Here is a 26,393-nt window from a genome sequence, read left to right as displayed (position 1 = left end):
GCACCCTGCATGAGCCCTGTGGTTGAAGAAATCCGTCTGAGCCTGCCGCATATCGAACTGGCAGCGCATATTTTTGGCCCGCAAGACGGTCTGCCGGTCATCGCCCTGCATGGCTGGCTGGACAACGCCAACAGCTTTGCCCGGCTGGCGCCCAAACTCTCAGGCTTGCGTATCGTGGCAGTGGATTTCGCCGGTCATGGCCACTCGGATCACCGCCCGCGTGGGGCGGGTTATGCGTTGGCCGATTACGCGTTTGACGTGCTGTGTGTCGCCGAGCAACTGGGCTGGAAGCAGTTTGCCCTGTTGGGGCATTCGCTGGGCGCGATTGTCTCGGTGATCATCGCGGGCTCGTTCCCCGAGCGGGTCACCCGGTTGGCCTTGATCGACGGCATCGTCCTGCGCAGCGGCCCCGACATTGACGCGGCCGAGAACATGGGCAAGGCCCTTGAGGCGCAGCTGGCCCATGGGCACAAGCGCAAATCGGTACACCCCACCCTTGATCGAGCCATTGAAGCGCGCATGAAGGGCATGGTGGCTGTCAGTCGCGAAGCGGCCGAACTGCTTGCCCAGCGTGGCTTGATGCCCGTGCCTGGAGGCTACAGCTGGCGCAGTGACAGCCGCTTGACGTTGCCGTCACCGCTTCGACTGACCGATGCGCAGGCCATGTCGTTCGTGCGCCGGGTCACGTGCCCGACCATGCTGGTGGTGGCCGAAGAGGGCATGCTGGCCAGCCACCCTGAGCTGTTGGATCGTCTACCCTTTACCTTGGAACGGTTAGCCGGCGGTCATCATTTGCACCTGAATGACGAGGCTGGAGCAACCCTTGTTGCAGACTGTTTCAATCGGTTCTTCGTCACTCCTTGACTTGCGCAGGCCAACTGTCGAGGCTTGGCGGCTTGAAAGGGGAGACAACCATCATGGATCACTACACCGCTGCGCCCTGCAAAGGCCATCCGCTCTCAACCGTGAGACGCCGATGAACATACCCACTCGTTTTATCTGGGCGCTGGGCCTGAGTTGCCTGAGTACCTGGGCATCGGCTGCGGATGTGCCAGGCAGCCAAGACCTGCAAGGTCTGCCCCGGCTGGCCGACGCGCAAATTGTCGATTACAGCGTAAAGCCCGACATCGAACGCATTTACCCCATGGGCTCAATTCGCAAAATCAGTGGCCGCCTGCGGTTTGAAGGGCAGGTCAACAGCCGTGGTCAAACCACCGCCGTGACGTACGAACTGCCCGCCGAGCATACGGGCTCTGAAGCCTTTACGGCAGCCCGTGAAGCCTTGCAAAAAGAAGGCGCCGAGCTGCTGTTCTGGTGTCAGGGCCGCGATTGCGGTGAAAGCAGCCTGTGGGCCAATGAAGTGTTTGGCAACTCCAAACTCGTGGGGGCGGATGATCAGCAGTCCTACTTGTTGATGCGCCGGGCTGCGCCAGAGCAGAATCAGCTGGTCGCCTTGTATGGCATCAATCGGGGTGGGCGCAAAGCTTATCTGCACGTCGAGCAACTCCAGGCCAGCGCCGATCTTGGCGACCTGCTGCCCACCTCAGCGACCTTGCAACGCCAGTTGAAAAGCACAGGCGAGCTGGACTTCCCGAAACTGACCGGTGAGCCGGACGCACAATGGGTCACCCTGATCGCCCGGGCATTGAACCTTGATGTCACCTCCCGGGTCAGTTTGACCGGCACCCAGGCAGCGGCCTGGCGTGATGCCTTGATCAAAGGCGGTGTGCGCGCCGCTCGCATGGACCTGGGGACCAAACCGGCCAAGGGCCTGCATCTGGAGTTGTTGCGCTAAACCCTGCAAAACGGCGGCTACACTCTGGTAGTCGTCGCTTCTATTCGAAACCTCAATTGTCTGCGGAACCTACATGCTCAATAACGATCGCCTGTTGGTGCAGATCCTGCTCGTGGTGCTGTTCGGCGCCAGCCTGTGGGTGATGGCACCGTTTTGGTCGGCTTTGTTCTGGGGGGCGGTGCTGGCATTCGCCAGTTGGCCCTTGATGCGTCTCTTAACGCGCTGGCTCAACGGTCGCGAGACATTGGCCGCCAGCATCCTGACCGTTGGCTGGATGCTGCTGGTGGCCGGGCCGCTGGTGTGGCTGGGCTTTAACCTGGCAGACCACGTGCGTGACGCCACCACCTTTGTCAAAGATGTACAGCTTGAAGGCTTGCCCGAAGCGCCGACCTGGCTTGCTGGCATTCCGCTGGTCGGTGAGCGGCTGGTCGGCATGTGGAACACCATCGATCAGCAAGGCGCGGCCATGATCGTGGCGGTCAAACCTTACCTGGGGCAGGTGGGTAACTGGCTGCTGGCGCGCAGTGCGCAAATCGGCGGCGGGATTCTTGAGCTGACCCTGAGCATTGTCTTCGTGTTCTTTTTCTACCGGGACGGCCCGCGCCTGGCGATGTTCGTCCATAGCCTGCTGGTGCGGCTGATCGGCGAGCGCGCAGATTACTATCAGGAATTGGTGGCAGGCACCGTGCAGCGGGTGGTTAACGGGGTGATTGGTACGGCAGCAGCCCAGGCCTTGCTGGCGCTGATCGGCTTTTTGATCGCCGGTGTGCCGGGGGCGCTGGTGCTCGGTTTGGCCACCTTCCTGCTTAGCCTGATCCCCATGGGCCCGCCCTTGGTCTGGATCCCGGCCACCGCCTGGCTGGCCTGGAAAGGCGAGTATGGCATGGCGATTTTCCTGGGCATCTGGGGCACGCTGATCATCAGCGGTGTCGACAACGTGCTCAAACCCTACCTGATCAGCCGGGGCGGCAACTTGCCGCTGGTGATAGTATTGCTGGGGGTGTTTGGCGGGTTGATTGCTTTCGGCTTTATTGGCCTGTTTATCGGGCCGACCTTGCTGGCGATTGCTTACAGCCTGCTGGTCGATTGGAGCACCGGCCAGCAGTACGGTAAAAAACCTTAGCCAAATTTGGGGCCGGAACGCGTGTTCTTGCCCTTGGCCAAGCGGTCGTACAACACCACATTGACCGTGGCTGCAAGGTTCATGCAGCCATTGGTCGGGATGTAAATCACATCCTCACACCAGTCCAGCACCTCTTTATCCAGCGAGCCGTCTTCGGGGCCAAAGATGTAAATCGCCCGGTCCGGGTGCGTGTACTCGGGCAAAGAGCGTGCGCCCTCGACCAGTTCAACGGCGACCGGGATGCAGCCCAACGGGATGATTTTTTTGAGGTCGTCGATGCCAATCAGCGGAATATCCTGATGGATCTTCTTGGTATCGGTGATGAAGTCGCGGGCGCGCTCATAACGTTTGCCGGTGTAAAACACCGAAGCCACGTTGTAGCAACCAGCCGCACGCATCACCGAGCCGACGTTTTCCGGTGATTTGGGGTTATACAAACCAATGCAGCTGTACCGTTTGTCTGCCACGTGCCGGTGCCTTTCTGAAAAAAGACGCGAGTATACCAGCACATGGCCCGCCCACCGGCGCCAACACCCGGCGACAAGAAGCGCTTACTCGTCTTTTTTCATCAACCCGGCCAGCGCCGCAAACGGGTTATGAGTGGCCTTGGCAACTTTAGGGGTGCTGAGTGAGCTGTCCGAAAAGTACTGCTGGTCGGTGTAGCGCGAGTGTTCGTTGTCGTGGCAGTACAAGCACAGCAGCTCCCAGTTGGAGCCGTCCTGCGGGTTGTTGTCATGGTTGTGGTCGCGGTGATGAACCGTCAACTCGCTCAGGCGTTTGCCCGAGAACTCTCGGGTGCAGCGGCCGCACACGTGGGGGTACATTTTCAGGGCTTTGTCGCGATAGCCCATTTCACGGTCACGCTGGGCATCGGCCATGATGCGGTCCAGCTTGGCGGTGTGGGAGGGTGGGTTTGCTGAACTCATGGGGTTCACCTTAAGACGAATGACGGTTATGTCGTGAAGTTTAGCTGTTGATCAGCCTTTGATTTTTTCCGCAATCCAGATCGTGTGACGCGTGCCCTTGTTGCCGTGGGCGAAGACTTGCACTTCCTCGGATTTGAAGCCTGCTTTGCGCAGCTTGTCCGAAAACTGCTTGTCGGCGCTTGCCGACCAGACGGCCAGCACGCCTTTGGGGCGCAATGCCTTGGCGCAAGCACTCAAGCCACCGGCTGAGTACAGCCAACTGTTGGCTTTTTGGGTCAGGCCTTCGGGGCCGTTATCGACGTCGAGCATGATCGCGTCAAAGCCATTGGGTTCGGCTTGCAGCACCTTGGCCACGTCCTCGACACGAATCACCGCACGCGGGTCTTGCAAGGGGTTGCCGGCTTTCTCGCCGAGCGGGCCGCGGTTCCATTCCACAACGCCGGGTACCAGTTCCGCGACCACCACTTCGGCTGTCTTGCCCAAATGTTTGAGGGCCGCAGCCAGGGTGAAGCCCATACCCAGGCCGCCAATCAGCACCCGTGAGTTCGTGCGACCGGCCACTTTACGGCACGGGATCTCAGCCAGAGCATCTTCAGAGCCATGCATGCGGGTGTTCATCAACTGGCCGCCGTCACCCCCCTGAATCTTGATAACGAAGTCTTCACCATACTCAAACAGGCACAAGGCGCCGCCATTTTCGGGGATCGGGGTGGTGTCGAGCAAAACAAAACGTTTCATGGAAGTCTCATAGAAGAGGACAAAATCAGCTGGTTGCGAGTAGCCTGACGGCATACAAGCTGGTCTGGCAACGGAGTCATTGATGAAACGCACTATTCTAACGGCCATTGTGTGGGGCGCGCTCTCGATAAGTGCGGCTCAGGCAGCGGAGTTAACCCCCATTCCGAGTGTCCCGGTGACATCCGCACCGGGTTCGCCGGGCACTGCTACACCTACGCCATACCCGCAGGTCACCCCACGTGCAGCGCCCAAGCCTGCCCCCGGCAACAGCAGCCTTGTGCCGCTGCCGCCGATAGACCTGCCGCAGCCACCGCCCAAAGATCAGCCGATACCCGGGCTTGAAGCCAAAGACCCGAAAGCCAAGATCCCGGCGGACTGACCGCCGTAGTCGCTGCCGCAGGCTGCGAAGGGTTGCAGCGCAACCCGTTGCTTGCAGGCCGACAACCGCAAAGGCTTAAATCCCCAACACCTTAAACACAAACGCATACTCCAGCGCGACGTCGCGCAGGCCCTGATAGCGGCCGCTCATGCCGCCATGGCCGGCTTCCAGCTCAGTTTTAAGCAGTAGCAAATGGTCGTCGGTCTTGGTGGCGCGCAGCTTGGCCACCCATTTGGCCGCCTCCCAATACTGCACACGGCTGTCGTTGTACCCGGCGATCACCAGCATCGCCGGGTACGCCTGCGCCGCCACATTCTCATAAGGCGCGTAGGCCTTGATGCGGTCGTAGACCTCAGGCTCCTGCGGGTTTCCCCACTCGTCGTATTCGGTCACCGTCAGCGGCAAATCCGGGTCGAGCATGGTGTTGAGCACATCAACAAACGGCACTTCAGCAATCGCCGCCTTGAACAGTTCCGGACGTTGATTGAGCACTGCCCCTATCAACAGGCCGCCCGCGCTGCCGCCACTGATCACCAATTGCTCGCTGCGGGTCAGCCCTTGGTCGATCAAATGCTCGGCACAAGCAATAAAATCGCTAAATGTGTTGTGTTTATGCTCCTGCTTGCCCGCGCGATACCACGCCTCGCCCAGCTCGCCGCCGCCGCGCACATGGGCAATGGCAAACGCCACGCCGCGTTCAAGCAAACTCAGGCGTGCGTGGGAAAACCACGGGTCAAGGCTTTCGCCATAGGCGCCGTAACCATACAGATACAGCGGTGTCGGTTTGCCCAGCGCATCACGCTTTACCACCAGGCTAATGGGCACCTGGGTGCCATCCGGCGCAGTGGCCCACAAACGTTGGCTGACGTAGTCATCGGCATTGAACGGCCCGAGTACCGGCGTTTCCTTGAGGACCTTTTGTTCGCCATCGGTCAGCGTCAGCTGGCGGACTTGCGCCGGGCGATTCAGCGACTCGTAACGCAGGCGGATGTGCGCACCCTGGAACTCAAGGTTGTCTTGCACATACAGGCTGTAGGCTGCGTCTGGTAGTTGCACGCGGTATGACGGCAAACCGTTCGGACGGATCTCAATAATCGGTAGGCCGCCTTCGCGCAGGCTCAGGCACAGCGCCTTGGCGTTCAGCGTCAGGCCTTCAAGCATGACCTGGTCGTCATGGGCGATCAGGCGTTGCCACTCACTGCGCTGCGGGGCGTCACCCAGCGCGTAATACAGCGCAAAGTTAATCCCGTCCTGATTGGTGCGGATAAACCACGCCCACTGGTCTTCGTGCAGGCCATGATCGACGCTGTAATCGTGGCCTTCAACCCGTGGCGCCAAACAGCGAAATGCCTGTTGCGGCTGCTCGGCGTCCAGCACCCAGGTTTCACTGGTGGTTTTGCTGTTGAGCAACAGGATGAGTTGGCGTTCGGAACTTGAACGGTAGCAATGCAGGAAAAATCGCCCGTCCGCTTCATGAAACACCTCATGGGCCCCGGTTTCACCCAAGGTATGACGCCACAGTTTGTGCGGGCGATGAGTGTCGTCCAGCGTTGCAAAAAACAGGGTCTGGCTGTCATTGGCCCAGGTCATGCTGCCATCGCAGTCCTCAAAGGGCAGTTCAGTGACGGCGCCAATGGCCAGCTCTTTGACGAACAGGCGGTAGGTTTCTTCGCCGCTGGTGTCCAGGCTATAGGCCAGTCGCTGATGGTCCGGGCTGATACTGAACGCACCCAATGAAATAAACCCGCCATTGGCCAGGGCGTTCGGGTCCAGCAGCAACTGCTCGGCGTTTTCGTCGACCTGTTGGCTGTCATCGGCCGGGCGCGGGCAGCGGTAGTGGCGGGCGTATTCGTCACCGGCCTGGGTGCGGGTGTAATACAGGTAAGGGCCCCAAGGGGAGGGGAGCGACAAGTCCGTCTCGCGAATCCGTCCCTTGATCTCTTGAAACAGCGTTTCGCGCAATTCGGCCTGGTCGGCCAGTTGCGCTTCCTGGTAGTTGTTTTCCGCTATCAGGTAGTCCAAAACCTCTTTGCTATCGCGATTTTGTAACCATGCGTAGGGGTCAGAACCCTCGACCTTATGTGCGATTGGTGCGCTGTTTGCGTAGGCTGATTCGGTCATTGAGCGTTCTCTGAAATCTGAATGAATAGAAGTGACGCTGACGGCGGTGCAGCCGCACTCTCGAAAAGCCGTTATCATAGCGCTTCATTGCCTGCCGACCATGGATACCATGACCGAGAACGACTATCTGATCGCCTGGGGCTTATACGCCTTCGCCGCTTTAGGCTGCCTGCTCGTATGGTGCCGCCTGACCCGCTTTATGTGGCGCTGGTTACGTGAGCCATTACGCATCCTGATGGCGGTGCTGCTGTTCAGCCCGACCATTATTGACCCGGTCAAAGATCAATTCGCCCCGGCGGTGGCCATCTCGGCCCTGGACCTGGCGTTCAAGGTGGGTGACAACGTCTGGCGTGCTGCGTCTGACTTGTTGATGTACACCCTGTTTGCGTTTTGCCTGTACGCGGTGTTTGTGTTTATTCGCTGGCCAATCGAGCGTGCCCGCAAGGCACGTCAGGCGCAAAGCGCAGTTGCTGAGCAAAACCGCAAAATTGACCCGGAAGATGACCAGCCATTCGGCTCGGCCGGTGATGACCGTTACGGTCGTCCGCCTGCGCCGCGTCCGGCAGGCTCGAACCGGGTTGAACCGCGGGTCTGATTTCTTTTCGTTGAGCTTGAATGCGAGTGTGCGAGCGTGTGTGAATTATTGGGCATGAGCGCCAATGTCCCGACTGATATTGTGTTCAGTTTTACCGGCTTGATGCAGCGTGGCGGGCGTACCGGCCCGCATCGTGATGGCTGGGGTATTGCCTTTTATGAAGGTCGCGGTCTGCGTTTGTTCCAGGACCCGGCCGCCAGTTGCGACTCTGAAGTCGCGTTGCTGGTGCAGCGTTATCCGATCAAAAGCGAAGTGGTGATTGGTCATATCCGCCAGGCCAACGTCGGCAAAGTCTGCTTGTCCAACACCCACCCGTTTGTCCGCGAGTTATGGGGCCGTAACTGGTGCTTTGCACACAACGGCCAATTGGCTGACTTCTCACCGAGCGCCAGCTTCTACCGGCCGATTGGCGACACCGACAGCGAAGCGGCTTTCTGCGATTTACTCAACCGCGTGCGTGAAGCGTTTCCGGAGCCGGTTGAAGTCGAAGAGCTGATCCCGGTGCTGACCCAGGCCTGCGCCGAGTTTCGCAGCAAGGGCGTGTTCAACTGCATGCTCAGTGATGGCGATTGGCTGTTTTGCTACTGCTCAACCAAACTGGTGCACATCACTCGACGCGCCCCGTTTGGCCCAGCCAGATTGAAAGATGTCGACGTGATCGTCGACTTCCAGTCAGAAACAACGCCTAACGACGTCGTGACGGTGATCGCCACCGAGCCTTTGACCGAAAACGAAGTCTGGACGCGCTATGAGCCTGGCCACTGGAGCCTGTGGCGCCGCGGTGAGCGCATCAGCCACGGAAAAACTGATTAAGGGACGCGTGTATGTGGCTGAGTTACCTGCGGTTGGTGCTGTTTACGCTGGGCCTGTTACTGGGCGTGCAAGTGCCGGGCTTTATCAACGACTACGCCAACCGCGTGGAAGCGCACCTGATCGAAGCCCAGACCGGGCTGGCCGGTTTCCAGAACACCGCCAACCAATTCTTCAAAGGTGACCTGCACGCCCTGGTGGCGCATTACCAGGCCAGTGACGACCCGGTGTTTCGCAGCGATGCCACCAGCCTGAGCACCTTGCTCAACCGCCAGCGCCTGCTCGACGATCAGTTCCAGGCCATGCAAGGCCCGTGGTACATCCGCGCCCTTCAAGTGGCCTATGCGGCCGACCCGGACATCCGCCAGGAAACGCTCAACGCCTACACCTACCAGGTACTGCTGTCGCCCACCGCCATTGGCTGGGCAATGGCCGGTGCATTGCTGTTTTCCTTCATCATCGAAGGCTTCTTCCGGCTGGTGGACTGGGTCGTGCTGGGCGGCAAACGCCAGCGCGAACGCATCGCCCGCCGCGAACGCAACAGCTAAACCCCGCGTCCCGCTGTTGGAGCGAGCTTGCCTCGCGATCTTTTGATGTTTAAAAAATCGCGAGGCAGCATCAAGCCATCAACTTTTCTTATCCCCATACCCTGCTTTTATTAGTTGGACTAACCGCCTGTTGCTGTCGAAAAATGCCTGCACCTAACTTCTAAAAAGACCACAGGAGCATCACCGTGAGCCGCCTGTTATTGAACTGCGACATTGGCGAAAGTTTTGGCAACTGGACCCTGGGCCTGGATGCCGAGGTGATGCCATTTATTGATTGCGCAAACATCGCATGCGGCTTTCACGCCGGTGATCCGGGGATCATGCGCAAAACTGTGGGCCTGGCGCTGGCGAACAATGTGCTGATCGGCGCGCACCCGGCGTATCAAGACCTGGCGGGCTTCGGTCGGCGCTCCATGGCCTACTCGGCGCAAGAGCTGCAAGACCTGCTGCATTATCAGATCGGCGCACTGGACGGCATCTGCCGCGCCCAGGGCTCGCGCGTCAGCTACGTCAAACCCCACGGCGCGATGTACAACGACATGATGGCCAACCCTGCGCAGTTGCGCGCCGTGGTTCAGGCGGTCGCCGCCTACGATGTCAGCTTGCCGCTGATGCTGATGGCCACGCGTGACAACAGCGCGGCCCAGGCCATTGGCGATGAGTTTGGTCTGACCCTGTGGTTCGAAGCCTTTGCCGACCGGGCCTACGACAGCGCCGGGCACTTGGTCTCGCGCCAGTTACCCGGCGCCGTGCACCATCAAGCAGATGTCATCGTCCAGCAAGCGCTGACGATTGCCGCAGGCCAGCCTTTGACGGCCAGCGACGGCAGCGCCTTGCACCTGCACGCCACGACCTTGTGTGTACACGGCGACAACGCCAGCTCGGTGGCGGCCGTGCGGCGCATTCGTGAAGCCCTGAACCAGCAGGCGCAGCCATGAAGCCGCGGATTGAAGTCGTGGCCATCGACTGCCTGATGCTGCGTCTGTTCGATGAAATCTCGGAAAGCAACATGCCGTGGATGCTGGCGGCCAGCGAGCGACTGCGCGCTGTATTTGCCGACCATCTGATAGACCTGGTGCCGTCCTACACCACCTTGATGGTGCATTACGACGGCTTGGCGCTGACCCCGGCCGAGGCCCGGCACATGATCGGCCAGGCCATCACGGACCTGCGTCCCGAAACACAGCGCCTTGGCCAGCGCCATGTGCTGCCGGTGTGGTACGACCTCAGTGTCGGCCCGGAACTTTCGCTGCTGGCCGCGCGCATTGGCGGCCCCGTCAGTGAGGTGATTCGCCGCCACAGCGAGCGTGAATATCAAGTGTTCGCCTTGGGCTTCGCCCCCGGTTTCGCCTTTATGGGGCTGGTCGAAGAAGCCCTTGCCGCGCCACGCCTGAACACACCGCGCAAGCGTGTGGCCGCAGGCAGCGTGGGCATTGCCGAGCGGCAAACGGCGGCTTACCCGGCGCAATCGCCCGGTGGCTGGAACCTTATCGGCCGCACCCCGAGCGCTCTGTTTGATCGCAATCGAGAGGGCTACAGCTTGATGCAACCCGGCGATACCGTGCAATTCGAGGCTGTTTCCCACGCAGAATTCATCCGTTTAGGCGGTGACGACACGCCTCAGGAGGCTTTTGCATGAGCCGTTTACTGATCAAGGCCAGCAACCCGATGTGTCTGTTGCAAGATGCCGGACGTTTTGGTGTACGGCATTTGGGCGTGACCCAAGGCGGAGCCGCAGACTGGTTGTCGATGACGTGGGCCAACTGGCTATTAGGTAATGCGCCAGGCGCGGCGGTCATTGAGATCACCTTGGGCGGCATGAGCCTGATTGCCCAGAGCGATTGCACCCTGGCGCTGGCGGGCGCCGATCTGGCGGCAAGCGTCGACGGTAAAGCACTAAAGCCCTGGCGGTTTATCGAGTTGAAAAAAGGCCAGACCCTGAGCTTTACCCAGCCACTGTTGGGCGCTCGTGCCTATCTGGCAGCCCCCGGCGGGTTTGTCGCGCCGCAGGTACTGGGCAGCAGTGCAACGGTGGTGCGTGAGCAACTGGGTGGCCCCGATGGTTTCGGTCGTGCGTTGGCCATTGGCGATGAGCTGAATTACACCGCAGAGCCGTCTGCGCTACGTGACATTCCCCTTGCGCAACACCCCGGCTTTACTGCCAACCCCTTGCTGGATGTGGTACTGGGCGCGCAGATCGGCGCGTTTAGTGGGCAAAGCACGTTCGATGCCTTCAATCAGCCGTGGACCCTCGACAGCCGCGCAGACCGCATGGGTATCCGCTTGCAGGGCCCGGCGCTGGAGTATCAGGGCGCGCCGATGATCTCTGAAGGCATTCCGCTGGGCGCGATCCAGGTACCGCCCGATGGCCAGCCAATTGTCTTGCTCAATGACCGGCAGACCATTGGCGGCTACCCGCGCCTGGGGGCATTAACCCCTTTGGCGCTGGCGCGTTTGGCACAATGTGTGCCGGGGGAGACCGTCTACTTGCGGCCTGTCACCCAAGAAGCCGCACAGCGCCAGCACCAGGCTTTTATGCAACGCTTCATCTAACCCCGAACCCCGTAGGAGCGAGCTTGCCTCGCGATCTTTTGATCTTTTAAAAAGATCGCGAGGCAAGCTCGCTCCTACAAAAAAAACGGGATTACTTAGCCAAAAACCGCATCCCTTCTTCCAGCCCGTCCAGGGTCAGCGGGTACATCCGGTCTTCAACCAGGTCCTGCACAATCCCGGTCGATGCCGTGTATTTCCAGGTATCTTTAGGATACGGGTTAATCCAGATCAGCTTTTTATATTTCTCCATAAAACGCTGCATCCACTTGTAGCCCGGCTCTTCGTTCCAGTGCTCGACACTGCCCCCGGCGTGGGTGATTTCATACGGGCCCATCGCTGCGTCACCGATAAAAATCACTTTGTAATCGGCGCCGTAGGTGTTGAGCACATCTTGTGTGGCGATACGTTCGACGTGGCGACGCTGGTTGTTTTTCCACATCGACTCATAAATAAAGTTGTGGAAGTAGTAGTACTCCAGATGCTTGAACTCGGTCTTGCAGGCCGAGAACAACTCCTCGCAGGTTTTTACGTGGGAATCCATCGAGCCGCCAATATCGAACAGCAACAACAGCTTGATGTTGTTGCGCCGCTCGGGCCGCATCTGGATATTCAACAACCCGGCATCGCGGGCCGTGTGGTCGATGGTGCCGTCGATATCCAGTTCATCGGCGGCGCCCTGGCGGGCAAACTTGCGCAGGCGACGCAACGCTACCTTGATATTGCGGGTGCCCAACTCGACCTGATCATCGAGGTTCTTGTATTCACGCTGTTCCCAGACTTTCGCCGCCTTGCCCTGACGCGCCCCGGCATCGCCTACTCGAATCCCTTCGGGGTGATAACCGCCCGAGCCAAACGGGCTGGTGCCGCCTGTGCCGATCCACTTGTTGCCACCGGCATGGCGTTCCTTTTGCTCTTCAAGGCGCTGTTTGAACGCCTCGATCAGCTTGTCCAGGCCGCCCAGCGACTGCAATTGCGCCCGGTCCTCGTCACTCAGCGAGCGTTCAAACTCTTTGCGCAACCAGTCCTCAGGGATCAGCGCCTCAAGGTGTTCATTGAGGTTTTGCAGGCCGTTGAAATAGGCGCCGAAGGCACGGTCAAACTTGTCGAAATGGCGCTCGTCCTTCACCAGGATCGTACGCGCCAGGTAGTAAAACTCGTGCATGTCGGCGAATGTCACACGGTTTTTCAGCGCGTTGATCAAGTCCAGCAGTTCGCGCACTGAAACCGGCACCTTGGCCGCACGCATTTCATTGAACAGATTAAGCAGCATGCTTATCGCCTTCTTGAAAAATCAGCGATTGCCGCGACGGCTCATAAACGCCAGACGCTCCAGCAATTGCACGTCTTGCTCGTTTTTCACCAGCGCGCCGGCCAGTGGCGGGATCGCTTTGGTCGGGTCGCGCTCACGCAGCACCGCTTCGCCAATGTTGTCGGCCATCAGCAGCTTGAGCCAATCCACCAGTTCGGACGTCGACGGCTTTTTCTTCAGACCGGGTACTTTTCGGACATCGAAGAACACGTCCAGCGCTTCACTGACCAGCTCTTTCTTGATGTCCGGGAAGTGCACGTCGACGATCTTCTGCAGCGTGGTGCGATCCGGGAAGTTGATGTAGTGGAAGAAGCAGCGGCGCAGGAACGCATCCGGCAATTCTTTTTCGTTGTTGGAGGTAATGATGATGATCGGGCGGACCTTGGCCTTGATGGTTTCATCGGTCTCGTAAACGTAGAACTCCATCTTGTCGAGTTCTTGCAGCAGGTCGTTGGGGAACTCGATGTCGGCCTTGTCGATTTCGTCGATCAGCAGGATGACCCGCTCTTCGGCCTCAAAGGCTTCCCATAATTTGCCTTTTTTAAGGTAGTTGCGCACATCGTGCACTTTGTCCACGCCCAGTTGCGAATCGCGCAAGCGGCTTACGGCGTCGTACTCATACAGGCCTTGATGGGCCTTGGTGGTGGACTTGATGTGCCAGGTAATCAGCTTGCAGCCAAAGGATTCGGCCAACTGCTCGGCGAGCATGGTCTTGCCGGTGCCGGGTTCGCCCTTGACCAGCAGCGGGCGCTCCAGGGTGATCGCTGCGTTGACCGCTAGTTTCAGGTCATCAGTGGCCACGTAGGCGCGGGTGCCTTCAAACTTCATCTGCAATTCCTCAAACCATGATCCAGGCCTGCAAGGGCAGGGCGGGGGGCAAAAAAGTATGTCCGACTATAACGCGACGTCCGCCTCAGGTGAACGCAGACGCCTTATTCATTCTCTGACTGAGGCGTCACGACTGGACGCGATGAACCGTGAAGCCTACCCTTGGGGCCTTCCCAAAAGGTGCATAAGGACCCCGCCATGAGCCGCATTTTTGCAGATAACGCGCACTCCATCGGTAACACACCTCTTATTCAGATCAACAAAATTGCGCCGCGTGGCGTGACCATTCTGGCCAAGATTGAAGGGCGTAACCCTGGCTATTCGGTGAAATGCCGGATCGGCGCCAACATGATCTGGGACGCCGAGAGCCGTGGCGTGCTCAAGCCGGGCATGACCATTATCGAGCCAACTTCCGGCAACACCGGGATCGGTCTGGCCTTCGTGGCTGCTGCACGGGGTTACAAATTGGTGCTGACCATGCCGTCTTCGATGAGCCTTGAGCGGCGCAAAGTGCTCAAGGCGCTGGGGGCTGAGCTGATACTCACCGAGCCGGCCAAGGGCATGAAGGGCGCCATTGATAAAGCTGCTGAAATTCAGGCCAGCAACCCTGAGCAGTACTTTATGCCACAGCAATTTGATAACCCGGCCAACCCGGCGATCCACGAAAAAACCACCGGCCCGGAAATCTGGAACGATACAGACGGCGATGTGGATGTGCTGGTCGCGGGCGTGGGCACCGGTGGCACCATTACCGGCGTATCGCGTTACATCAAACACACCCAGGGCAAACCGATTCTGTCGGTCGCCGTTGAGCCGATCACGTCGCCGGTGATCACCCAGGCGCTGGCCGGGGAGGAGATCAAGCCCTCGCCGCATAAAATTCAGGGCATTGGCGCAGGTTTTGTGCCGAAAAACCTCGACCTGTCGATTCTCGACAAAGTTGAGTTGGTCGGCGACGACGAGTCCAAGGCCATGGCCCTGCGTCTGATGCACGATGAAGGCATCTTGAGCGGGATCTCCGGCGGTGCAGCCATGGCCGTGGCCGCACGCCTGGCTGAAACCCCGGAAATGCAGGGCAAGACCATCGTTGTGATCTTGCCGGACTCGGGCGAGCGCTACCTGTCGAGCTTCTTGTTCAGCGACCTGTTCAGCGAACAGGAATTGCAGCAGTAACACCGAAGGTCCTGTGGGAGCGGGCTTGCTCGCGATAGCCGGAATCGCGAGCAAGCCCGCTCCCACTCGTTACTGATGACTCAAATCAAACGATCTAAACACCTGCTTATGCATAATTACGCTGTTATTGAGTAGTACTTAAGACTGAATGTTGGAATGCGCGGGTTTTGTCCTGCGTCGGTAGTGTTTATCATGGCGGGCTGCCACGGCGGGCTTTTGGTGCCGCACGGTATTTTCGAGGAGTTGTTGCATGACCTTATCCTTCGCCATCAAGGCAGGGCTCATACTGCTGTTTGTCGGCAGCATCCTGTACGTGCATTTGCGCGGCAAGGCGCGTTTGCCGGTGTTACGCCAGTTCGTCAACCACTCCGCATTCTTTGCGCCCTACAACGCGCTGATGTACTTATTCTCGGGCGTGCCGTCCAAGCCTTATCTGGACCGCAGCAAATTCCCCGAGCTGGACGTACTCAAAGACAACTGGCAAGCCATTCGTGAAGAAGCCATGCACTTGTTCGACGAAGGCTATATCCGCGCCGCCGAGAAGAACAACGACGCCGGCTTTGGCTCATTCTTCAAAAAAGGCTGGAAGCGTTTTTACCTCAAGTGGTACGACAAACCGCTGCCATCGGCCGAACTGCTGTGCCCTAAAACCGTAGAGCTGGTCAACAGCATCCCCAACGTCAAAGGCGCAATGTTTGCCTTGTTGCCGGGTGGCAGCCATCTCAACCCGCACCGCGACCCGTTTGCAGGTTCCTTGCGCTATCACTTGGGGTTGTCGACACCGAACTCCGACGCGTGCCGCATCTTCGTTGACGGCGAGGAATACGCCTGGCGCGATGGTGAAGACGTGATGTTCGACGAGACCTACGTGCACTGGGTGAAAAACGAAACCGACATCACCCGCGTGATCTTGTTTTGCGACGTCGAGCGCCCGTTGACCAGCCGCCTGATGACCCGCATCAATCGCTGGGTCAGTGCGCAACTGGGCAAAGCCACCGCCCCGCAAAATCTCGACGACGAACGCGTAGGCGGCATCAACAAAGCCTACGCCTGGAGCAAAAGCTTCAGTGACCGCTTCAGCGGCGTAGTCAAACAATGGAAACGCCGCAACCCCAAGCTCTACCGCATCGCCCGCCCGGTGCTGGCCGTGATCGTACTGGTACTGCTGTGGCGTTGGTTGTTCGGATAAGTCATTGCAATAAGTGTCGAGCGCTGGTTATAGTCAGCGCTCGTTGAGCCAATGGCTCATACCACTCTCTTCAAAAGAATCAGCACATGCCGGTTTCCCTTACTCACAGCGTTGTCGTTCCAGCAGTTTTTGCTGGCGAGATGCCGTGCGGGGGCAAACAGCCTGTGCAGATCAGCCACTATCCCCCTCCTGTCAGCCGCACCGTGGTGAACGTCGTTGTTTCGCCACCGGGTGTTGGTGTTGCGGGCTAAGCAGAGCTTTCGGCTGCCCGTACCCGTCTAAAAAACCATTGAACTTCAGCTTCGGCTGAGTTGGCTTTTTATGTCTGATGACAGGTGTTACCTATGCTTTCGATTTCTAAAGAATCCGCGTTTGCGGCGGCGTCCACGAGCCTGTTTGTACTGCTGTGGAGCAGCGGCGCGATTTTCTCCAAGTGGGGGTTGGCCCATGCTTCGCCCTTTGCCTTTCTGTTGATTCGTTTTGCCATCGCTCTGCTGGCGCTGGTGCTGTTGATCCCGTCGATGAAACTGCAGATGCCACGCGGCGCCAAAGCCATTGGTTACGCACTGGCCACCGGGACGGTGCTGCTGGGCGCGTATCAGATTTTTTATCTGCTGGCGCTGGACCTCAAGGTCACGCCCGGCGTCATGGCCACGGTGATGGGTGTGCAGCCGATCCTGACGGCGGTGATTTTGGAGCGTCGTCACTCTTTTAGCCGTTCGTTGGGGCTCATGCTGGGGCTGACTGGCTTGATTCTGGTGGTGTACCAAAACATTGGTCTGGCCGGTTTGTCCTGGGGTGGAATGCTCTGTGCGTTGTTGGCGCTGGCGAGCATGACGGCGGGCACTTTGATGCAAAAACGCATTACCCAGAACCCGCTAGGCACATTGCCGTTGCAATACCTGGCCGGGTTGCTGTTGTGCGCGGTGTTTGTGCCGTTTCAACCGTTCCACTTTGAACACGGCGCAGGCTTTGTGGTGCCGGTGTTGTGGATGGGGTTGGTGGTGTCGGTGCTGGCGACCTTGCTGCTGTACCGGATGATCGCCCGGGGCAACCTGGTGAACGTCACCAGCCTTTTCTACCTGGTGCCTGCGGTCACAGCGGTCATGGACTACCTGATCTTTGGCAACAAACTGGCCTCGCTGAGCGTACTCGGCATGGCCTTGATCATCATTGGTCTGGTCTTCGTGTTCCGTAAAACCACCCGTTAACCCATATCACCCTGTAGGAGCGAGCTTGCTCGCGATCTTTTGATCTTTTAAAAGATCGCGAGGCAAGCTCGCTCCTACAATCCCATGTGCACGCCAGCCCCGTAGCAGTTGACGAGCTTTGCGAGGCTACGTCCGGCTGCGCAGCAGTCGTAAAACCAACCACCTCGCAGCTCCGGATACACGTCAAGATCTTGATAAACCTCGCGGGTCGAACGCAGGTTTTCTACAGGGCATTTTTATTGGGCTTGAGCACCAGCCATAACGCTGCGGCGATCAGCAGCCCGCCGTACAGGTGCGCGATTGACAGCGGTTCGCCCAGAAACAAGGCGCCCCACAAGATCCCGAAGGGCGGGGTCATAAAGGTCACGGTCATGGATTTGACCGGGCCGATGTTGGTCAGCAAACGGAAGAACAAGATATAGGCAAAGGCTGTGCACACCAGCCCAAGCCCCAACAGCGACAACCATACCCGTGCACCGCCCCAATCGGCTGGTGGTTGATTGAACAGGCTCAGCCCAAACAACGGCAACAGAAACAAGGTAGCCCCGAGCATGCTGCCCATGGCCGAAAGGCGAGGGTCCAGCCCGCCTTGTTGGTCCAGCCAGCGGCGCGCCAAAAAGCCCGCAAAGCCATAGCAGATCGTCGCCAGCAGGCAGGCGAGGGCGCCCATCAGCAAGTTCAGGTCGAAGGCCACCGGCCCGGCACCGGTCAACACCCCGACGCCAAATAACCCGAGAAATACCCCGGCCAGCTTGGTGAGGGTGAGTTGCTCGCTGAAAAACAGTCCGCCAATCAATACCCCCATCAGCGGCGTGGTCGCATTAAAGATGGCCGAATACCCCGCGGGTAATACTTGCGCCGCAACCGAATACAACGTGGCAGGCAACCCGGAATTGATCACACCCAGGATCAACACCACTTTCAACTTGCCGCCGAAATTCCAGCTGACGCGCATCAGCACCAACATCACCAGCAAGCCGGTAGCGGCAATCGAAACCCTGAAAAACGCGGTGGGAATAGAGCCGAGCACTGGCGCGATGATTCGCATGAACAGGAAACTGGCGCCCCAAATGCCGGCCAACGACAGCATGCGTACAAAATCTGCGAATCTCACAAGGTTTCTCTTACAAGGATTAAGCCGCGCAGTGTAGGGGATGCAGGCAGCAAGGCAATGGTTGCGCGCAATTCCTACAGATTCGTGCACAACCGCTTAAATCTGCGACAATCGCCGCCTGCCTTTACCAAGACTTTTGCGCACCTGATGACTGACGAATCGCCTGCTATCAACCAACTGTTGAAAAACCTTGATCACGCCATGATTGCCGACCGCCACAAGTTGCGTCGGCAGTTGCATGAGCTGCGCAAGAAGCCTGATGACGCCAAGCTGGCGGCCTGGGCCGAGCGTGTGCAGGCCTCATGCGCGCAGGTCACTGCGCGAGCAGCCAGCGTGCCGTTGGTTCGTTATGACGAAAATCTGCCGATTGCAGCCAAGCGCGACGAGATCAAGGCGGCGTTGCTCAAGCATCAGGTGTTGATTCTGGCCGGTGAAACCGGTTCGGGTAAAACCACTCAATTGCCGAAAATCTGCCTCGAAATTGGCCGCGGCCAGCACGGCTTGATCGGTCACACCCAGCCTCGCCGGATTGCTGCGCGCAGTGTTGCCAGCCGGGTCGCTGAAGAACTGGGCACGCCGCTGGGGGCGCTGGTCGGCTATCAAGTGCGGTTTGAGGATCAGAGTGATTCCAACACCCTGATCAAGCTGATGACCGACGGCATACTGCTGGCCGAAACCCAGCACGACCGTTACCTCGAGCGCTATGACACGATCATCGTCGACGAAGCCCACGAGCGCAGTCTGAACATCGACTTTTTGCTCGGTTATCTGAAGATCCTGCTGCCACGGCGTCCGGACCTCAAAGTCATCATCACCTCGGCCACCATCGACCTGGAGCGTTTTTCCAAACACTTCAACGATGCGCCGATTGTTGAAGTGTCCGGCCGTACCTTCCCGGTCGAAACCTGGTACCGCCCGCTGACCTCCGAGCAGGACGAAGAGGGCAACAGTGTCGAGGAGGACTTGAGTGTCGACCAGGCGATCATCGCCACCCTCGATGAGATCGCCGCCCATGAGCGCAGCGAGCGTAAAAGCCCTGGCGACGTGCTGGTGTTTTTACCCGGCGAGCGCGAGATCCGTGATGCCGCCGAGATGCTGCGCAAGGCACAACTCAAGCACACCGAAATTCTGCCTTTGTATGCGCGCCTGTCTCCGGCTGAGCAACAACGGATTTTCCAGTCGCATCCGGGGCGTCGTGTGGTGCTGGCGACTAACGTTGCGGAAACCTCGTTGACCGTACCGGGTATTCGCTATGTGATTGACAGCGGCACCGCACGTATCAGCCGTTACAGCTATCGGGCCAAGGTGCAGCGCCTGCCTATCGAAGCTATTTCCCAGGCCAGTGCCAACCAGCGTAAAGGCCGCTGCGGACGGGTCGAGCCGGGGATCTGCGTGCGTTTGTACGCCGAGGAAGACTTCAACGGTCGCCCGGAATTTACCGATCCAGAGATTCTGCGGACCAACCTTGCAGCCGTTATCTTGCAGATGCTGCACCTGCGTCTGGGCGAAATTACTGCGTTTCCGTTTATCGAGCCGCCGGATGGCAAGGCCATCACCGACGGTTTCAACCTGCTGCAAGAGCTGTCAGCGGTTAACCGCGAGAACCAGCTGACACCCTTGGGCCGCCAACTGGCGCGCTTGCCGGTGGACCCGCGCATGGGCCGCATGTTGCTTGAAGCCGCCAAACTGGGCAGCTTGCAGGAAGTGTTGATCGTCGCCAGTGCCATGTCGGTGCAAGACCCGCGTGAACGCCCGCCCGAGCGTCAGCAGGCAGCGGATCAGGCCCACGCACAGTGGAAAGACGTGGACTCGGACTTTGCCGCGCTGATCAATGTGTGGCGCGGCTTTGAAGAGCAACGCCAGGCCTTGACCGCGAGCCCGCTGCGCAATTGGTGCCGCAAGAACTTCCTGAATTATCTGCGGCTGCGCGAGTGGCGCGATTCGCACCGCCAATTGAGTTTGATCTGCCGCGACATGCAGCTCAGCGTCAATAAAGAGCCGGCCGACTATCCCAAACTGCACAAAGCGGTGTTGTCCGGTTTGCTCAGCCAGATCGGGCAGAAAACTGAAGACGGCGATTACCTGGGCGCGCGTCAACGTCGCTTCTGGATCCACCCGTCGTCGGGCTTGGGCAAAAAACGCCCGCAATGGCTGATGACTGCCGAGCTGGTCGAAACCACCAAGCTTTATGCGCGAATGGTGGCCAAGATTGAACCTGACTGGATCGAGCCGCTGGCGGGGCACTTGATCAAAAAGAACTACTTTGAGCCGCATTGGGAAAAGAAACGCGGGCAAGTGGTGGCCTACGAGCAGATCACCCTGTACGGGTTGATTGTGGTCGGTCGGCGCGCGGTGCATTACGGCCCGATTGATCCGGTGCTGTCACGTGAGTTGTTTATCCGAGAAGGGCTGGTGCGCGGCGAGATTCAGTCGCGGGCCAAGTGCCTGACGGCCAACGCCAAGCTGCTCGAACAGCTCGATGAGCTGGAAGCCAAGGCGCGGCGGCGTGACATTCTAGCTGACGAAGAAACCCTCTATGCGTTTTATGACGCACGTCTGCCGGCCGAGATTCACCAGACCGCGACATTTGACAGCTGGTACCGGGTCAATAGCCAAAAAGACCCGCAGTTGCTGATCATGCGCGAAGAGGACGTACTGGCTCGCGAAGCCACCGAAATCACCGCCAAGCACTACCCGAACACCCTGCATCTGGGGGATTTGACCCTCGAATTGAGCTACCACTTTGAACCGAATCACCCGCGTGACGGGGTGACGGTTAAAGTGCCGGCGCCCTTGTTGCCGGTCTTGCCGCCAGAGCGTCTGGAGTGGCTGGTGCCAGGCATGATCGAAGCCAAATGCATTGCCCTGGTGCGCAGTTTGCCCAAGGCCTTGCGCAAAAACTTCGTCCCGGTGCCGGACTTCGTCAAAGCTGCGCTGCAACGCATGACGTTTGCTGAAGGTTCGCTGCCGCAGGCATTGGGCCGTGAACTGTTGCGCATGACCGGCGCACGGGTGACTGACGAAGCGTGGGCCGAAGCCGCGCAGCAGGTTGAGAGTCATCTGAAGATGAACCTCGAAATTGTCGATGGCGACGGTAAGTTCCTGGGTGAAGGTCGTGACCTTGCCGAACTGACGGCTCGCTTTGCGCAAGCCAGTCAGGCGGCTTTGGCGGTGCCGCAAACAGCTAAAAGCCAGCAGCCTGTTGAAGCCAAAGTCTTTGCGCCGGTGGCCGAGAAAACCCAGCAAAAGATCGCCGGGCTGTCGATGACCGTCTACCCGGCGCTGGTGGAAGAGGGCAATACCGTCAAGGAAGGGCGCTTTTCAACGCCTGCCGAGGCGGAGTACCAGCACCGCCGTGCCTTGCAGCGTTTACTGATGCAGCAGTTGGCTGAACCTGCCAAGTTCTTGCGCAGCAAGTTGCCGGGCCAGACCGAGCTGGGCCTGTTGTACCGCGAGCTGGGCAGAGTCGAGAGCCTGGTCGAAGACATCCTGTTGGCCAGCCTCGACAGCTGCATCCTTGAGGGCGAAGCGACGTTGCCGCGAGATGGTGCGGGGCTGGCGTCGTTGGCCGAGCGCAAGCGCGGTGCCTTGACCGAGCACGCAGAGAAGCTGGCCAAACTGACGCTGGACATTCTCAAGCTGTGGCACGGGCTGCAAAAGCGCTTCAAAGGCAAGATTGATCTGGCCCAGGCGGTGGCCCTGAATGACATCAAGCAGCAACTGAGCCATTTGGTTTATCCGGGCTTTGTGCGCGAAACCCCGGCGCAGTGGCTCAAAGAGCTGCCGCGCTACCTCAAGGCCATTGAAATGCGCCTGGAAAAACTGCCGGGTCAGGTGCAGAAAGACCGGGTCTGGAGTGCTGAGCTGGCAGGTTTGTGGGCCCAGTACCAGGCGCGTGCTGCCAAGCATGCCCAGGAAGGCAAGCGCGACCCGCAACTGGAGCTCTATCGCTGGTGGCTAGAGGAATATCGCGTGTCGCTGTTTGGCCAGCAATTGGGCACCAAAGTGCCGATTTCGGATAAGCGGTTAAATAAACAATGGAGTCTGGTGGGCGCTTAGGTTTTCGGTAGGAGCGAGCTTGTCTCGCGATCTTTTAAGAGGTCAAAAGATCGCGAGACAAGCTCGCTTCTACCAGATGACGTGTTTTCATGATTCGGCAAATCAGGCCAAATGTTGCCATTTATGGCAAACTTCGCGGCTATAACTACCTGACACGATTATTTTCGGCTTGAACAGAATAAGAGGAACGACCGTGTATAACGTCGTCATCAGCGGCACTGGCCTGTACACCCCGGCCAACAGCATTTCCAACGAAGAGTTGGTGCAGTCCTTCAACGCGTATGTGCAACAGTTCAACGCCGACAACGCTGGCGCTATCGAAGCCGGTGACATCGAGCCTCTGGCCGAGTCCAGCGCTGCCTTTATCGAAAAAGCCTCAGGTATCAAAAGCCGCTTTGTGATGGACAAGGACGGCATCCTTGACCCGCAACGTATGCGCCCGCGTTTGCCTGAGCGTTCCAATGACGAGATGTCCGTGCTCTGCGAAATGGCCGTCGGCGCCGCCAGGCAAGCGCTGGAGCGAGCGGGCAAGACTGCCGCAGATATCGACGGCGTGATCGTGGCCTGCTCAAACCTGCAGCGCCCGTACCCGGCCATCGCCATCGAAGTGCAACAGGCGTTGGGCATTCAGGGTTTCGGTTTTGACATGAACGTGGCGTGCTCGTCAGCGACCTTCGGTCTGCAGACGGCCAGCAACAGCGTGCAACTGGGTCAGGCCCGCGCGGTGCTGCTGGTAAGCCCGGAAGTGTGCACCGGTCACTTGAACTTCCGTGACCGCGACAGCCACTTTATTTTTGGCGATGCGGCCACCGCCATTGTGGTTGAGCGCGCTGACCTGGCGACTTCCGAACATCAGTTCGACATCGTCAGCACCAAACTGCTGACCACCTTCTCGAACAATATCCGCAACAACTTTGGCTTCCTCAACCGTGCTTCGGACGAAAACCCCGACAGCCCGGACAAGCTGTTCGTGCAGGAAGGCCGCAAGGTATTCCGTGATGTCTGCCCGATGGTGGCGGAGCTGATCGGCCAGCACCTAGAAGAAAACAAGGTCGAAGTGGCTGACGTCAAACGCTTCTGGCTGCACCAGGCCAACCTGAGCATGAACCACCTGATCGTCAAGCGCCTGCTGGGCCGCGAAGCGTCGATAGAAGAAGCGCCGGTGATTCTCGATACCTACGCCAACACCAGTTCTGCGGGCTCCGTGATTGCCTTCCACACTTACCAGGATGATCTGGCCAGTGGCTCGCTGGCGGTACTCAGCTCGTTCGGCGCCGGCTACTCGATAGGTAGCGTGATCCTGCGCAAACGCTGATCAACGCCCAAAGACACATCCTGTGGGAGCGGGCTTGCTCGCGATGCAAACAGCGCGGTGATTAAGACAAACCGCGTTGCCTGAATCGCGAGCAAGCCCGCTCCCACCAGGGTGGTTGATTCTGCCCCGGGAGCGTTAATGGCTGCTGCTGACGACTCTGAAATACTCCAGCGCCTGCTCGCCGGTGAGCAACAAGCTTTTCGGCAGTTGGTCAGTACCTATCAAGGGGCCATGCTCGCCGTGGCTTATGCGATTGTCGGCAGTCGGCATGCCGATGAAGTCGTTCAGGACGCCTGGTTGTCAGTGGTGCGCAACCTGCGCGGGTTCGAAGGCCGTTCCAGCCTCAAGACCTGGCTGCTCACTATCACCGCCAACGCCGCCAAAACCCGCCTTAAACACAATCGCCGCGAAGTCTTGCTCGACGACCTGCCGTCACCCCACGGTACGGTTGATGATGAGCGTTTTGCCAGCGATGGCCACTGGTTGTTGGGGCCTTATGCCTGGCATCAGGACACCCCGGAAGCGCTGCTCACGGAACAAGAGTTGCGTGAATGCCTTGAGCGCACGTTGCTCAGCCTGCCGCAATGGCAAAGCTCGGTGCTGGTATTGCGTGAACGCCAGGGGCTGGAGTTGGAGCAGATTTGTAATCTTCTCGATATATCGCTCTCTAATGCCCGAGTGCTGGTGCATCGTGCCCGGCTTAAAGTCTTTGCGACCGTGGAGCATTTCGAGGAGACCGGCGAATGTTGAGCTGCAAGCAATACGTTGCGCGATCAAGTGACCACATGGACCGGCAGTTGAGTGTTCGTGAGCGTTTGAAGATGCGCCATCATTTGCTGTTTTGCCCCAATTGTCGGCGCTTTATCCGGCAAATGCGCTTGATGAGTGCCACGTTGAAGGCGCTGCCCGAACCGCTGCCCACTGACCTGGACGCGACGGTTGAACGGATGCTGACCGAGCAATCGCGTCAGCGGTAGGGCGCAAGCGCGAATGCCGTCGGGGATGTGATGGGGACCGACGGCATTCGCGCACTGCGGGTTAACACAAGCCGGTGAAAGCGTTCAGCGGCGTGTTTGTTGCGTGAAACGGTTTAGAACTTGGCTTCTACGTCCAGTTGCAGCGTGTTGGTGCTGGCATCTTTCTGGGTGGAGGTTGCGTAGTCAGCCTTGGTCAGGAAGTACGTCACGCCGACACCAAAGTTCTTGTCGATTTCGTAACCCACTTTGAACTTGTGACCGCGAGAACCGGTGGTGCCGTTGGCGAAGTCAGAGTCAGTGAAGGCGCCGACCACAGCGTTACGCTGAACGTCGCGGTAGTTGTAGTCCAGGCTGAAGGCGTTGAGCTTGCTCTTGAAACCCACCAGCCAAGCGTCGTCCTGATCGCTGTCGGTCTCGGAGTTGTGCACGTATTGGCCGTACAACGACAGCGGAACCGGCAGGTTGGCGATGTCGACCTGACCGAAACCTTCCCACAGGCGGAACTCGCTGGTGCTGTTGCCGTTAACGGCCAGGGCGCACGGCGTGGTCTTGGTGCCGGTGGTTGGGCAGCGGCTGTCTTCGTCGTTGTGGAAGCCGTAAACGCTACCACCCAGGGTTACTTTCAGGCTGTCGGTCGGTGCGAAACGGGCACCCAACTGACCGGCATACATGCTCAAGTCATTTTTGAACTGCACGCCATCGCCGTTCACGTTGTCTTTGAGGGTGTAGTAGCCGGTGCTGCCGAACACTTCGACGCCGCTGCTGCCCAGGTTGGTTTTGTAGGAGGCAGACACACCTTCAGGGTTGATGTCGCTATCCCAGATCACGTCGCCCATGCTGACCCACTGTTGTGGCATCTTGCCGCCAACCAGGTGCAGATTTTTGATCGCTGTCGGGTGATAGTCAACGTAAGCCATGTCCAGCCACAGCTGCTTCTTGTCGAAGTAGTTGTCCAGGTCCTGGTTGGTGGAGCGTGCGTCGTCGCTGCCGCCGGTGGCGATACGGATGCCGGTGTTCACTTGCGGGTTGATTTCGGTGTAAGCACCCAGGCGAGCACGAATACGTTGGCGGTCACGGTTTTTGCCATCGGATTCGCCATCAATTTTGACGGTTTCCTGACGGACCCGAACATCGCCCTTGAATTCGGTTTTGGCAGCCCAGGCCACTTTTTGTTCGAAAGCGCTGAGGTCAGATTTTTTAACCTGGTCTGCAGCGGCTTCTTGTTGAGCTTGTTTCTCGCTGGTCAACTCGGTTTGCAGTTCGGCGTACTGCGCCGCAGAAATAGAGCCGTTTGCCTTGAGCATTTCCAGTAGTTTTGCATCAACGCCAGCGCTTGCTGGAACACTCATGCCTAATACCAGCCCGCCACACAGTCCCGCCGCAATCCGTGTAGAAACAAGACGCATATGAATCTCCCAGTAGTGAGATGGACGTTGCCACCCCAAAAACACTCGGCCCTTATGGGCTCGCTAATATGATGTTTACGTGGGTTGATAAGCGCTCACTCATAACCCCGACTTCTAAGAAGCGGCGCCAGTATCACGATTGGATATGACAGAAAAGTGGCACAGTGATAGCAACTCTGTGACAACGCACTCTCGAGCTGAATCGACTCATCTGCAGGCGTGGG

25 protein-coding genes are annotated in these 26,393 nt (G+C 58.7%); 17 read left to right on the top strand and 8 right to left on the bottom strand.

Annotated features, from left to right (window positions below):
• The first annotated feature begins 9 nt into the window (after positions 1 to 9).
• The 3 genes from TU84_RS18610 (at position 10) to TU84_RS18600 (ending at position 2,918) form a co-directional block, all read left to right on the top strand.
• On the top strand, positions 10 to 864 hold the full coding sequence (locus TU84_RS18610; protein WP_048371591.1) for an alpha/beta fold hydrolase: 855 nt from the start codon (positions 10 to 12) through the stop codon (positions 862 to 864).
• 112 nt (positions 865 to 976) lie between these two features.
• Positions 977 to 1,795: a DUF4892 domain-containing protein gene (locus TU84_RS18605; RefSeq protein WP_048371589.1), complete on the top strand. Its 819-nt coding sequence runs from the start codon at positions 977 to 979 to the stop codon at positions 1,793 to 1,795.
• Positions 1,796 to 1,868: 73 nt separating this feature from the next.
• Positions 1,869 to 2,918 (top strand): AI-2E family transporter, encoded by a 1,050-nt coding sequence (locus TU84_RS18600; RefSeq protein WP_048371588.1) that lies wholly within the window; start codon positions 1,869 to 1,871, stop codon positions 2,916 to 2,918.
• On the opposite strand, the gene TU84_RS18595 is transcribed toward TU84_RS18600, so the two are convergent.
• The 3 genes from TU84_RS18595 to TU84_RS18585 form a co-directional block, all read right to left on the bottom strand.
• The gene (locus tag TU84_RS18595; RefSeq protein ID WP_048371586.1) at positions 2,915 to 3,385 is read right to left on the bottom strand and encodes an RNA methyltransferase; all 471 of its coding nucleotides are present in this window, start codon (positions 3,383 to 3,385) and stop codon (positions 2,915 to 2,917) included. The two genes, TU84_RS18600 and TU84_RS18595, sit on opposite strands and share 4 nt — an antisense overlap.
• Positions 3,386 to 3,469: 84 nt before the next feature.
• Positions 3,470 to 3,844 (bottom strand): YajD family HNH nuclease, encoded by a 375-nt coding sequence (locus TU84_RS18590; protein WP_048371584.1) that lies wholly within the window; start codon positions 3,842 to 3,844, stop codon positions 3,470 to 3,472.
• A 51-nt stretch (positions 3,845 to 3,895) separates the two neighbouring features.
• Positions 3,896 to 4,582, bottom strand: coding sequence for a spermidine synthase (locus TU84_RS18585; RefSeq protein ID WP_048371582.1), 687 nt, complete (start codon positions 4,580 to 4,582; stop codon positions 3,896 to 3,898).
• Between the two features lie 82 nt (positions 4,583 to 4,664).
• Here TU84_RS18585 and TU84_RS18580 point away from each other — a divergent pair, with 82 nt between their 5' ends.
• Positions 4,665 to 4,961: a hypothetical protein gene (locus TU84_RS18580; RefSeq protein WP_048371580.1), complete on the top strand. Its 297-nt coding sequence runs from the start codon at positions 4,665 to 4,667 to the stop codon at positions 4,959 to 4,961.
• Between the two features lie 75 nt (positions 4,962 to 5,036).
• On the opposite strand, the gene TU84_RS18575 is transcribed toward TU84_RS18580, so the two are convergent.
• Entirely contained in the window at positions 5,037 to 7,082 is a 2,046-nt protein-coding gene (locus tag TU84_RS18575; RefSeq protein ID WP_048371578.1) for a S9 family peptidase, read from the bottom strand.
• Between the two features lie 100 nt (positions 7,083 to 7,182).
• On the opposite strand from TU84_RS18575, the gene TU84_RS18570 reads away from it, so the two are divergent.
• The 6 genes from TU84_RS18570 to TU84_RS18545 all read left to right on the top strand — a co-directional run bounded on the left by TU84_RS18570 (position 7,183) and on the right by TU84_RS18545 (position 11,588).
• Positions 7,183 to 7,677, top strand: a complete 495-nt coding sequence (locus TU84_RS18570) for a hypothetical protein (RefSeq protein ID WP_048371644.1) — start codon at positions 7,183 to 7,185, stop codon at positions 7,675 to 7,677.
• A 36-nt stretch (positions 7,678 to 7,713) separates the two neighbouring features.
• The gene (locus TU84_RS18565) at positions 7,714 to 8,490 is read left to right on the top strand and encodes a class II glutamine amidotransferase (protein WP_048371577.1); all 777 of its coding nucleotides are present in this window, start codon (positions 7,714 to 7,716) and stop codon (positions 8,488 to 8,490) included.
• Between the two features lie 11 nt (positions 8,491 to 8,501).
• Positions 8,502 to 9,035 carry a DUF2937 family protein gene (locus tag TU84_RS18560; protein WP_048371575.1) on the top strand — a complete coding sequence of 178 codons (534 nt, stop codon included), beginning with the start codon at positions 8,502 to 8,504 and terminating at the stop codon, positions 9,033 to 9,035.
• Positions 9,036 to 9,220: 185 nt separating this feature from the next.
• Positions 9,221 to 9,973, top strand: a complete 753-nt coding sequence (locus TU84_RS18555; RefSeq protein ID WP_048371573.1) for a 5-oxoprolinase subunit PxpA — start codon at positions 9,221 to 9,223, stop codon at positions 9,971 to 9,973.
• The gene (locus TU84_RS18550) at positions 9,970 to 10,674 is read left to right on the top strand and encodes a 5-oxoprolinase subunit B family protein (protein ID WP_048371571.1); all 705 of its coding nucleotides are present in this window, start codon (positions 9,970 to 9,972) and stop codon (positions 10,672 to 10,674) included. The genes TU84_RS18555 and TU84_RS18550 overlap by 4 nt, the downstream gene beginning before the upstream one ends.
• Positions 10,671 to 11,588 (top strand): 5-oxoprolinase subunit C family protein, encoded by a 918-nt coding sequence (locus TU84_RS18545; protein ID WP_048371570.1) that lies wholly within the window; start codon positions 10,671 to 10,673, stop codon positions 11,586 to 11,588. Before TU84_RS18550 ends, TU84_RS18545 begins: the two co-directional genes overlap by 4 nt.
• A gap of 91 nt (positions 11,589 to 11,679) precedes the next feature.
• Here the strand turns inward: TU84_RS18545 and TU84_RS18540 are convergent, their stop codons facing one another.
• Positions 11,680 to 12,858: a vWA domain-containing protein gene (locus tag TU84_RS18540; protein ID WP_048371568.1), complete on the bottom strand. Its 1,179-nt coding sequence runs from the start codon at positions 12,856 to 12,858 to the stop codon at positions 11,680 to 11,682.
• Between the two features lie 21 nt (positions 12,859 to 12,879).
• Complete coding sequence (locus TU84_RS18535) at positions 12,880 to 13,725, bottom strand: AAA family ATPase (protein WP_048371566.1); 846 nt, start codon at positions 13,723 to 13,725, stop codon at positions 12,880 to 12,882.
• A gap of 198 nt (positions 13,726 to 13,923) precedes the next feature.
• Here TU84_RS18535 and cysK point away from each other — a divergent pair, with 198 nt between their 5' ends.
• The 3 genes from cysK (at position 13,924) to TU84_RS18520 (ending at position 17,298) form a co-directional block, all read left to right on the top strand.
• A complete protein-coding gene (gene cysK / locus TU84_RS18530; RefSeq protein ID WP_048371564.1) occupies positions 13,924 to 14,898 on the top strand; it encodes a cysteine synthase A in 975 nt (324 codons plus the stop codon).
• A gap of 250 nt (positions 14,899 to 15,148) precedes the next feature.
• The gene (locus TU84_RS18525; RefSeq protein ID WP_048371563.1) at positions 15,149 to 16,087 is read left to right on the top strand and encodes an aspartyl/asparaginyl beta-hydroxylase domain-containing protein; all 939 of its coding nucleotides are present in this window, start codon (positions 15,149 to 15,151) and stop codon (positions 16,085 to 16,087) included.
• 344 nt (positions 16,088 to 16,431) lie between these two features.
• Complete coding sequence (locus TU84_RS18520) at positions 16,432 to 17,298, top strand: DMT family transporter (RefSeq protein ID WP_048371560.1); 867 nt, start codon at positions 16,432 to 16,434, stop codon at positions 17,296 to 17,298.
• A 223-nt stretch (positions 17,299 to 17,521) separates the two neighbouring features.
• Here the strand turns inward: TU84_RS18520 and TU84_RS18515 are convergent, their stop codons facing one another.
• Positions 17,522 to 18,388: a DMT family transporter gene (locus tag TU84_RS18515; RefSeq protein ID WP_088500400.1), complete on the bottom strand. Its 867-nt coding sequence runs from the start codon at positions 18,386 to 18,388 to the stop codon at positions 17,522 to 17,524.
• A 171-nt stretch (positions 18,389 to 18,559) separates the two neighbouring features.
• Between TU84_RS18515 and hrpA the strand changes: the two genes are divergently transcribed.
• The 4 genes from hrpA to TU84_RS18495 all read left to right on the top strand — a co-directional run bounded on the left by hrpA (position 18,560) and on the right by TU84_RS18495 (position 24,763).
• Positions 18,560 to 22,471 carry an ATP-dependent RNA helicase HrpA gene (hrpA, locus tag TU84_RS18510; protein ID WP_048371642.1) on the top strand — a complete coding sequence of 1,304 codons (3,912 nt, stop codon included), beginning with the start codon at positions 18,560 to 18,562 and terminating at the stop codon, positions 22,469 to 22,471.
• Positions 22,472 to 22,664: 193 nt separating this feature from the next.
• On the top strand, positions 22,665 to 23,786 hold the full coding sequence (locus TU84_RS18505) for a beta-ketoacyl-ACP synthase III (protein WP_048371557.1): 1,122 nt from the start codon (positions 22,665 to 22,667) through the stop codon (positions 23,784 to 23,786).
• Positions 23,787 to 23,924: 138 nt separating this feature from the next.
• A complete protein-coding gene (locus tag TU84_RS18500) occupies positions 23,925 to 24,536 on the top strand; it encodes an RNA polymerase sigma factor (protein WP_048371555.1) in 612 nt (203 codons plus the stop codon).
• The gene (locus tag TU84_RS18495; protein WP_048371553.1) at positions 24,530 to 24,763 is read left to right on the top strand and encodes an anti-sigma factor family protein; all 234 of its coding nucleotides are present in this window, start codon (positions 24,530 to 24,532) and stop codon (positions 24,761 to 24,763) included. Before TU84_RS18500 ends, TU84_RS18495 begins: the two co-directional genes overlap by 7 nt.
• A 113-nt stretch (positions 24,764 to 24,876) precedes the next feature.
• Here TU84_RS18495 and TU84_RS18490 read toward each other — a convergent pair whose 3' ends face one another.
• Positions 24,877 to 26,169: a putative porin gene (locus tag TU84_RS18490; protein WP_048371551.1), complete on the bottom strand. Its 1,293-nt coding sequence runs from the start codon at positions 26,167 to 26,169 to the stop codon at positions 24,877 to 24,879.
• Positions 26,170 to 26,393: the final 224 nt, after the last annotated feature.

The sequence above is a fragment of the Pseudomonas helleri genome (assembly GCF_001043025.1).
Classification (GTDB): Bacteria; Pseudomonadota; Gammaproteobacteria; order Pseudomonadales; family Pseudomonadaceae; genus Aquipseudomonas; species Aquipseudomonas helleri.
This window is presented reverse-complemented; position numbering and strand designations above follow the sequence as displayed.

Coding starts and splice junctions, on each gene's coding strand:
- TU84_RS18495 (WP_048371553.1), top strand. CDS start 24,530: ATGTTGAGCTGCAAGCAATACGTTGCGCGATCAAGTGACCACATGGAC.
- TU84_RS18570 (WP_048371644.1), top strand. CDS start 7,183: ATGGATACCATGACCGAGAACGACTATCTGATCGCCTGGGGCTTATAC.
- TU84_RS18605 (WP_048371589.1), top strand. CDS start 977: ATGAACATACCCACTCGTTTTATCTGGGCGCTGGGCCTGAGTTGCCTG.
- TU84_RS18515 (WP_088500400.1), bottom strand. CDS start 18,388: ATGCTGTCGTTGGCCGGCATTTGGGGCGCCAGTTTCCTGTTCATGCGA.
- TU84_RS18525 (WP_048371563.1), top strand. CDS start 15,149: ATGACCTTATCCTTCGCCATCAAGGCAGGGCTCATACTGCTGTTTGTC.
- TU84_RS18540 (WP_048371568.1), bottom strand. CDS start 12,858: ATGCTGCTTAATCTGTTCAATGAAATGCGTGCGGCCAAGGTGCCGGTT.
- TU84_RS18550 (WP_048371571.1), top strand. CDS start 9,970: ATGAAGCCGCGGATTGAAGTCGTGGCCATCGACTGCCTGATGCTGCGT.
- TU84_RS18520 (WP_048371560.1), top strand. CDS start 16,432: ATGCTTTCGATTTCTAAAGAATCCGCGTTTGCGGCGGCGTCCACGAGC.
- TU84_RS18535 (WP_048371566.1), bottom strand. CDS start 13,725: ATGAAGTTTGAAGGCACCCGCGCCTACGTGGCCACTGATGACCTGAAA.
- TU84_RS18610 (WP_048371591.1), top strand. CDS start 10: ATGAGCCCTGTGGTTGAAGAAATCCGTCTGAGCCTGCCGCATATCGAA.
- TU84_RS18500 (WP_048371555.1), top strand. CDS start 23,925: ATGGCTGCTGCTGACGACTCTGAAATACTCCAGCGCCTGCTCGCCGGT.
- TU84_RS18575 (WP_048371578.1), bottom strand. CDS start 7,082: ATGACCGAATCAGCCTACGCAAACAGCGCACCAATCGCACATAAGGTC.
- TU84_RS18585 (WP_048371582.1), bottom strand. CDS start 4,582: ATGAAACGTTTTGTTTTGCTCGACACCACCCCGATCCCCGAAAATGGC.
- hrpA (WP_048371642.1), top strand. CDS start 18,560: ATGACTGACGAATCGCCTGCTATCAACCAACTGTTGAAAAACCTTGAT.
- TU84_RS18600 (WP_048371588.1), top strand. CDS start 1,869: ATGCTCAATAACGATCGCCTGTTGGTGCAGATCCTGCTCGTGGTGCTG.
- TU84_RS18560 (WP_048371575.1), top strand. CDS start 8,502: ATGTGGCTGAGTTACCTGCGGTTGGTGCTGTTTACGCTGGGCCTGTTA.
- TU84_RS18490 (WP_048371551.1), bottom strand. CDS start 26,169: ATGCGTCTTGTTTCTACACGGATTGCGGCGGGACTGTGTGGCGGGCTG.
- cysK (WP_048371564.1), top strand. CDS start 13,924: ATGAGCCGCATTTTTGCAGATAACGCGCACTCCATCGGTAACACACCT.
- TU84_RS18590 (WP_048371584.1), bottom strand. CDS start 3,844: ATGAGTTCAGCAAACCCACCCTCCCACACCGCCAAGCTGGACCGCATC.
- TU84_RS18580 (WP_048371580.1), top strand. CDS start 4,665: ATGAAACGCACTATTCTAACGGCCATTGTGTGGGGCGCGCTCTCGATA.
- TU84_RS18545 (WP_048371570.1), top strand. CDS start 10,671: ATGAGCCGTTTACTGATCAAGGCCAGCAACCCGATGTGTCTGTTGCAA.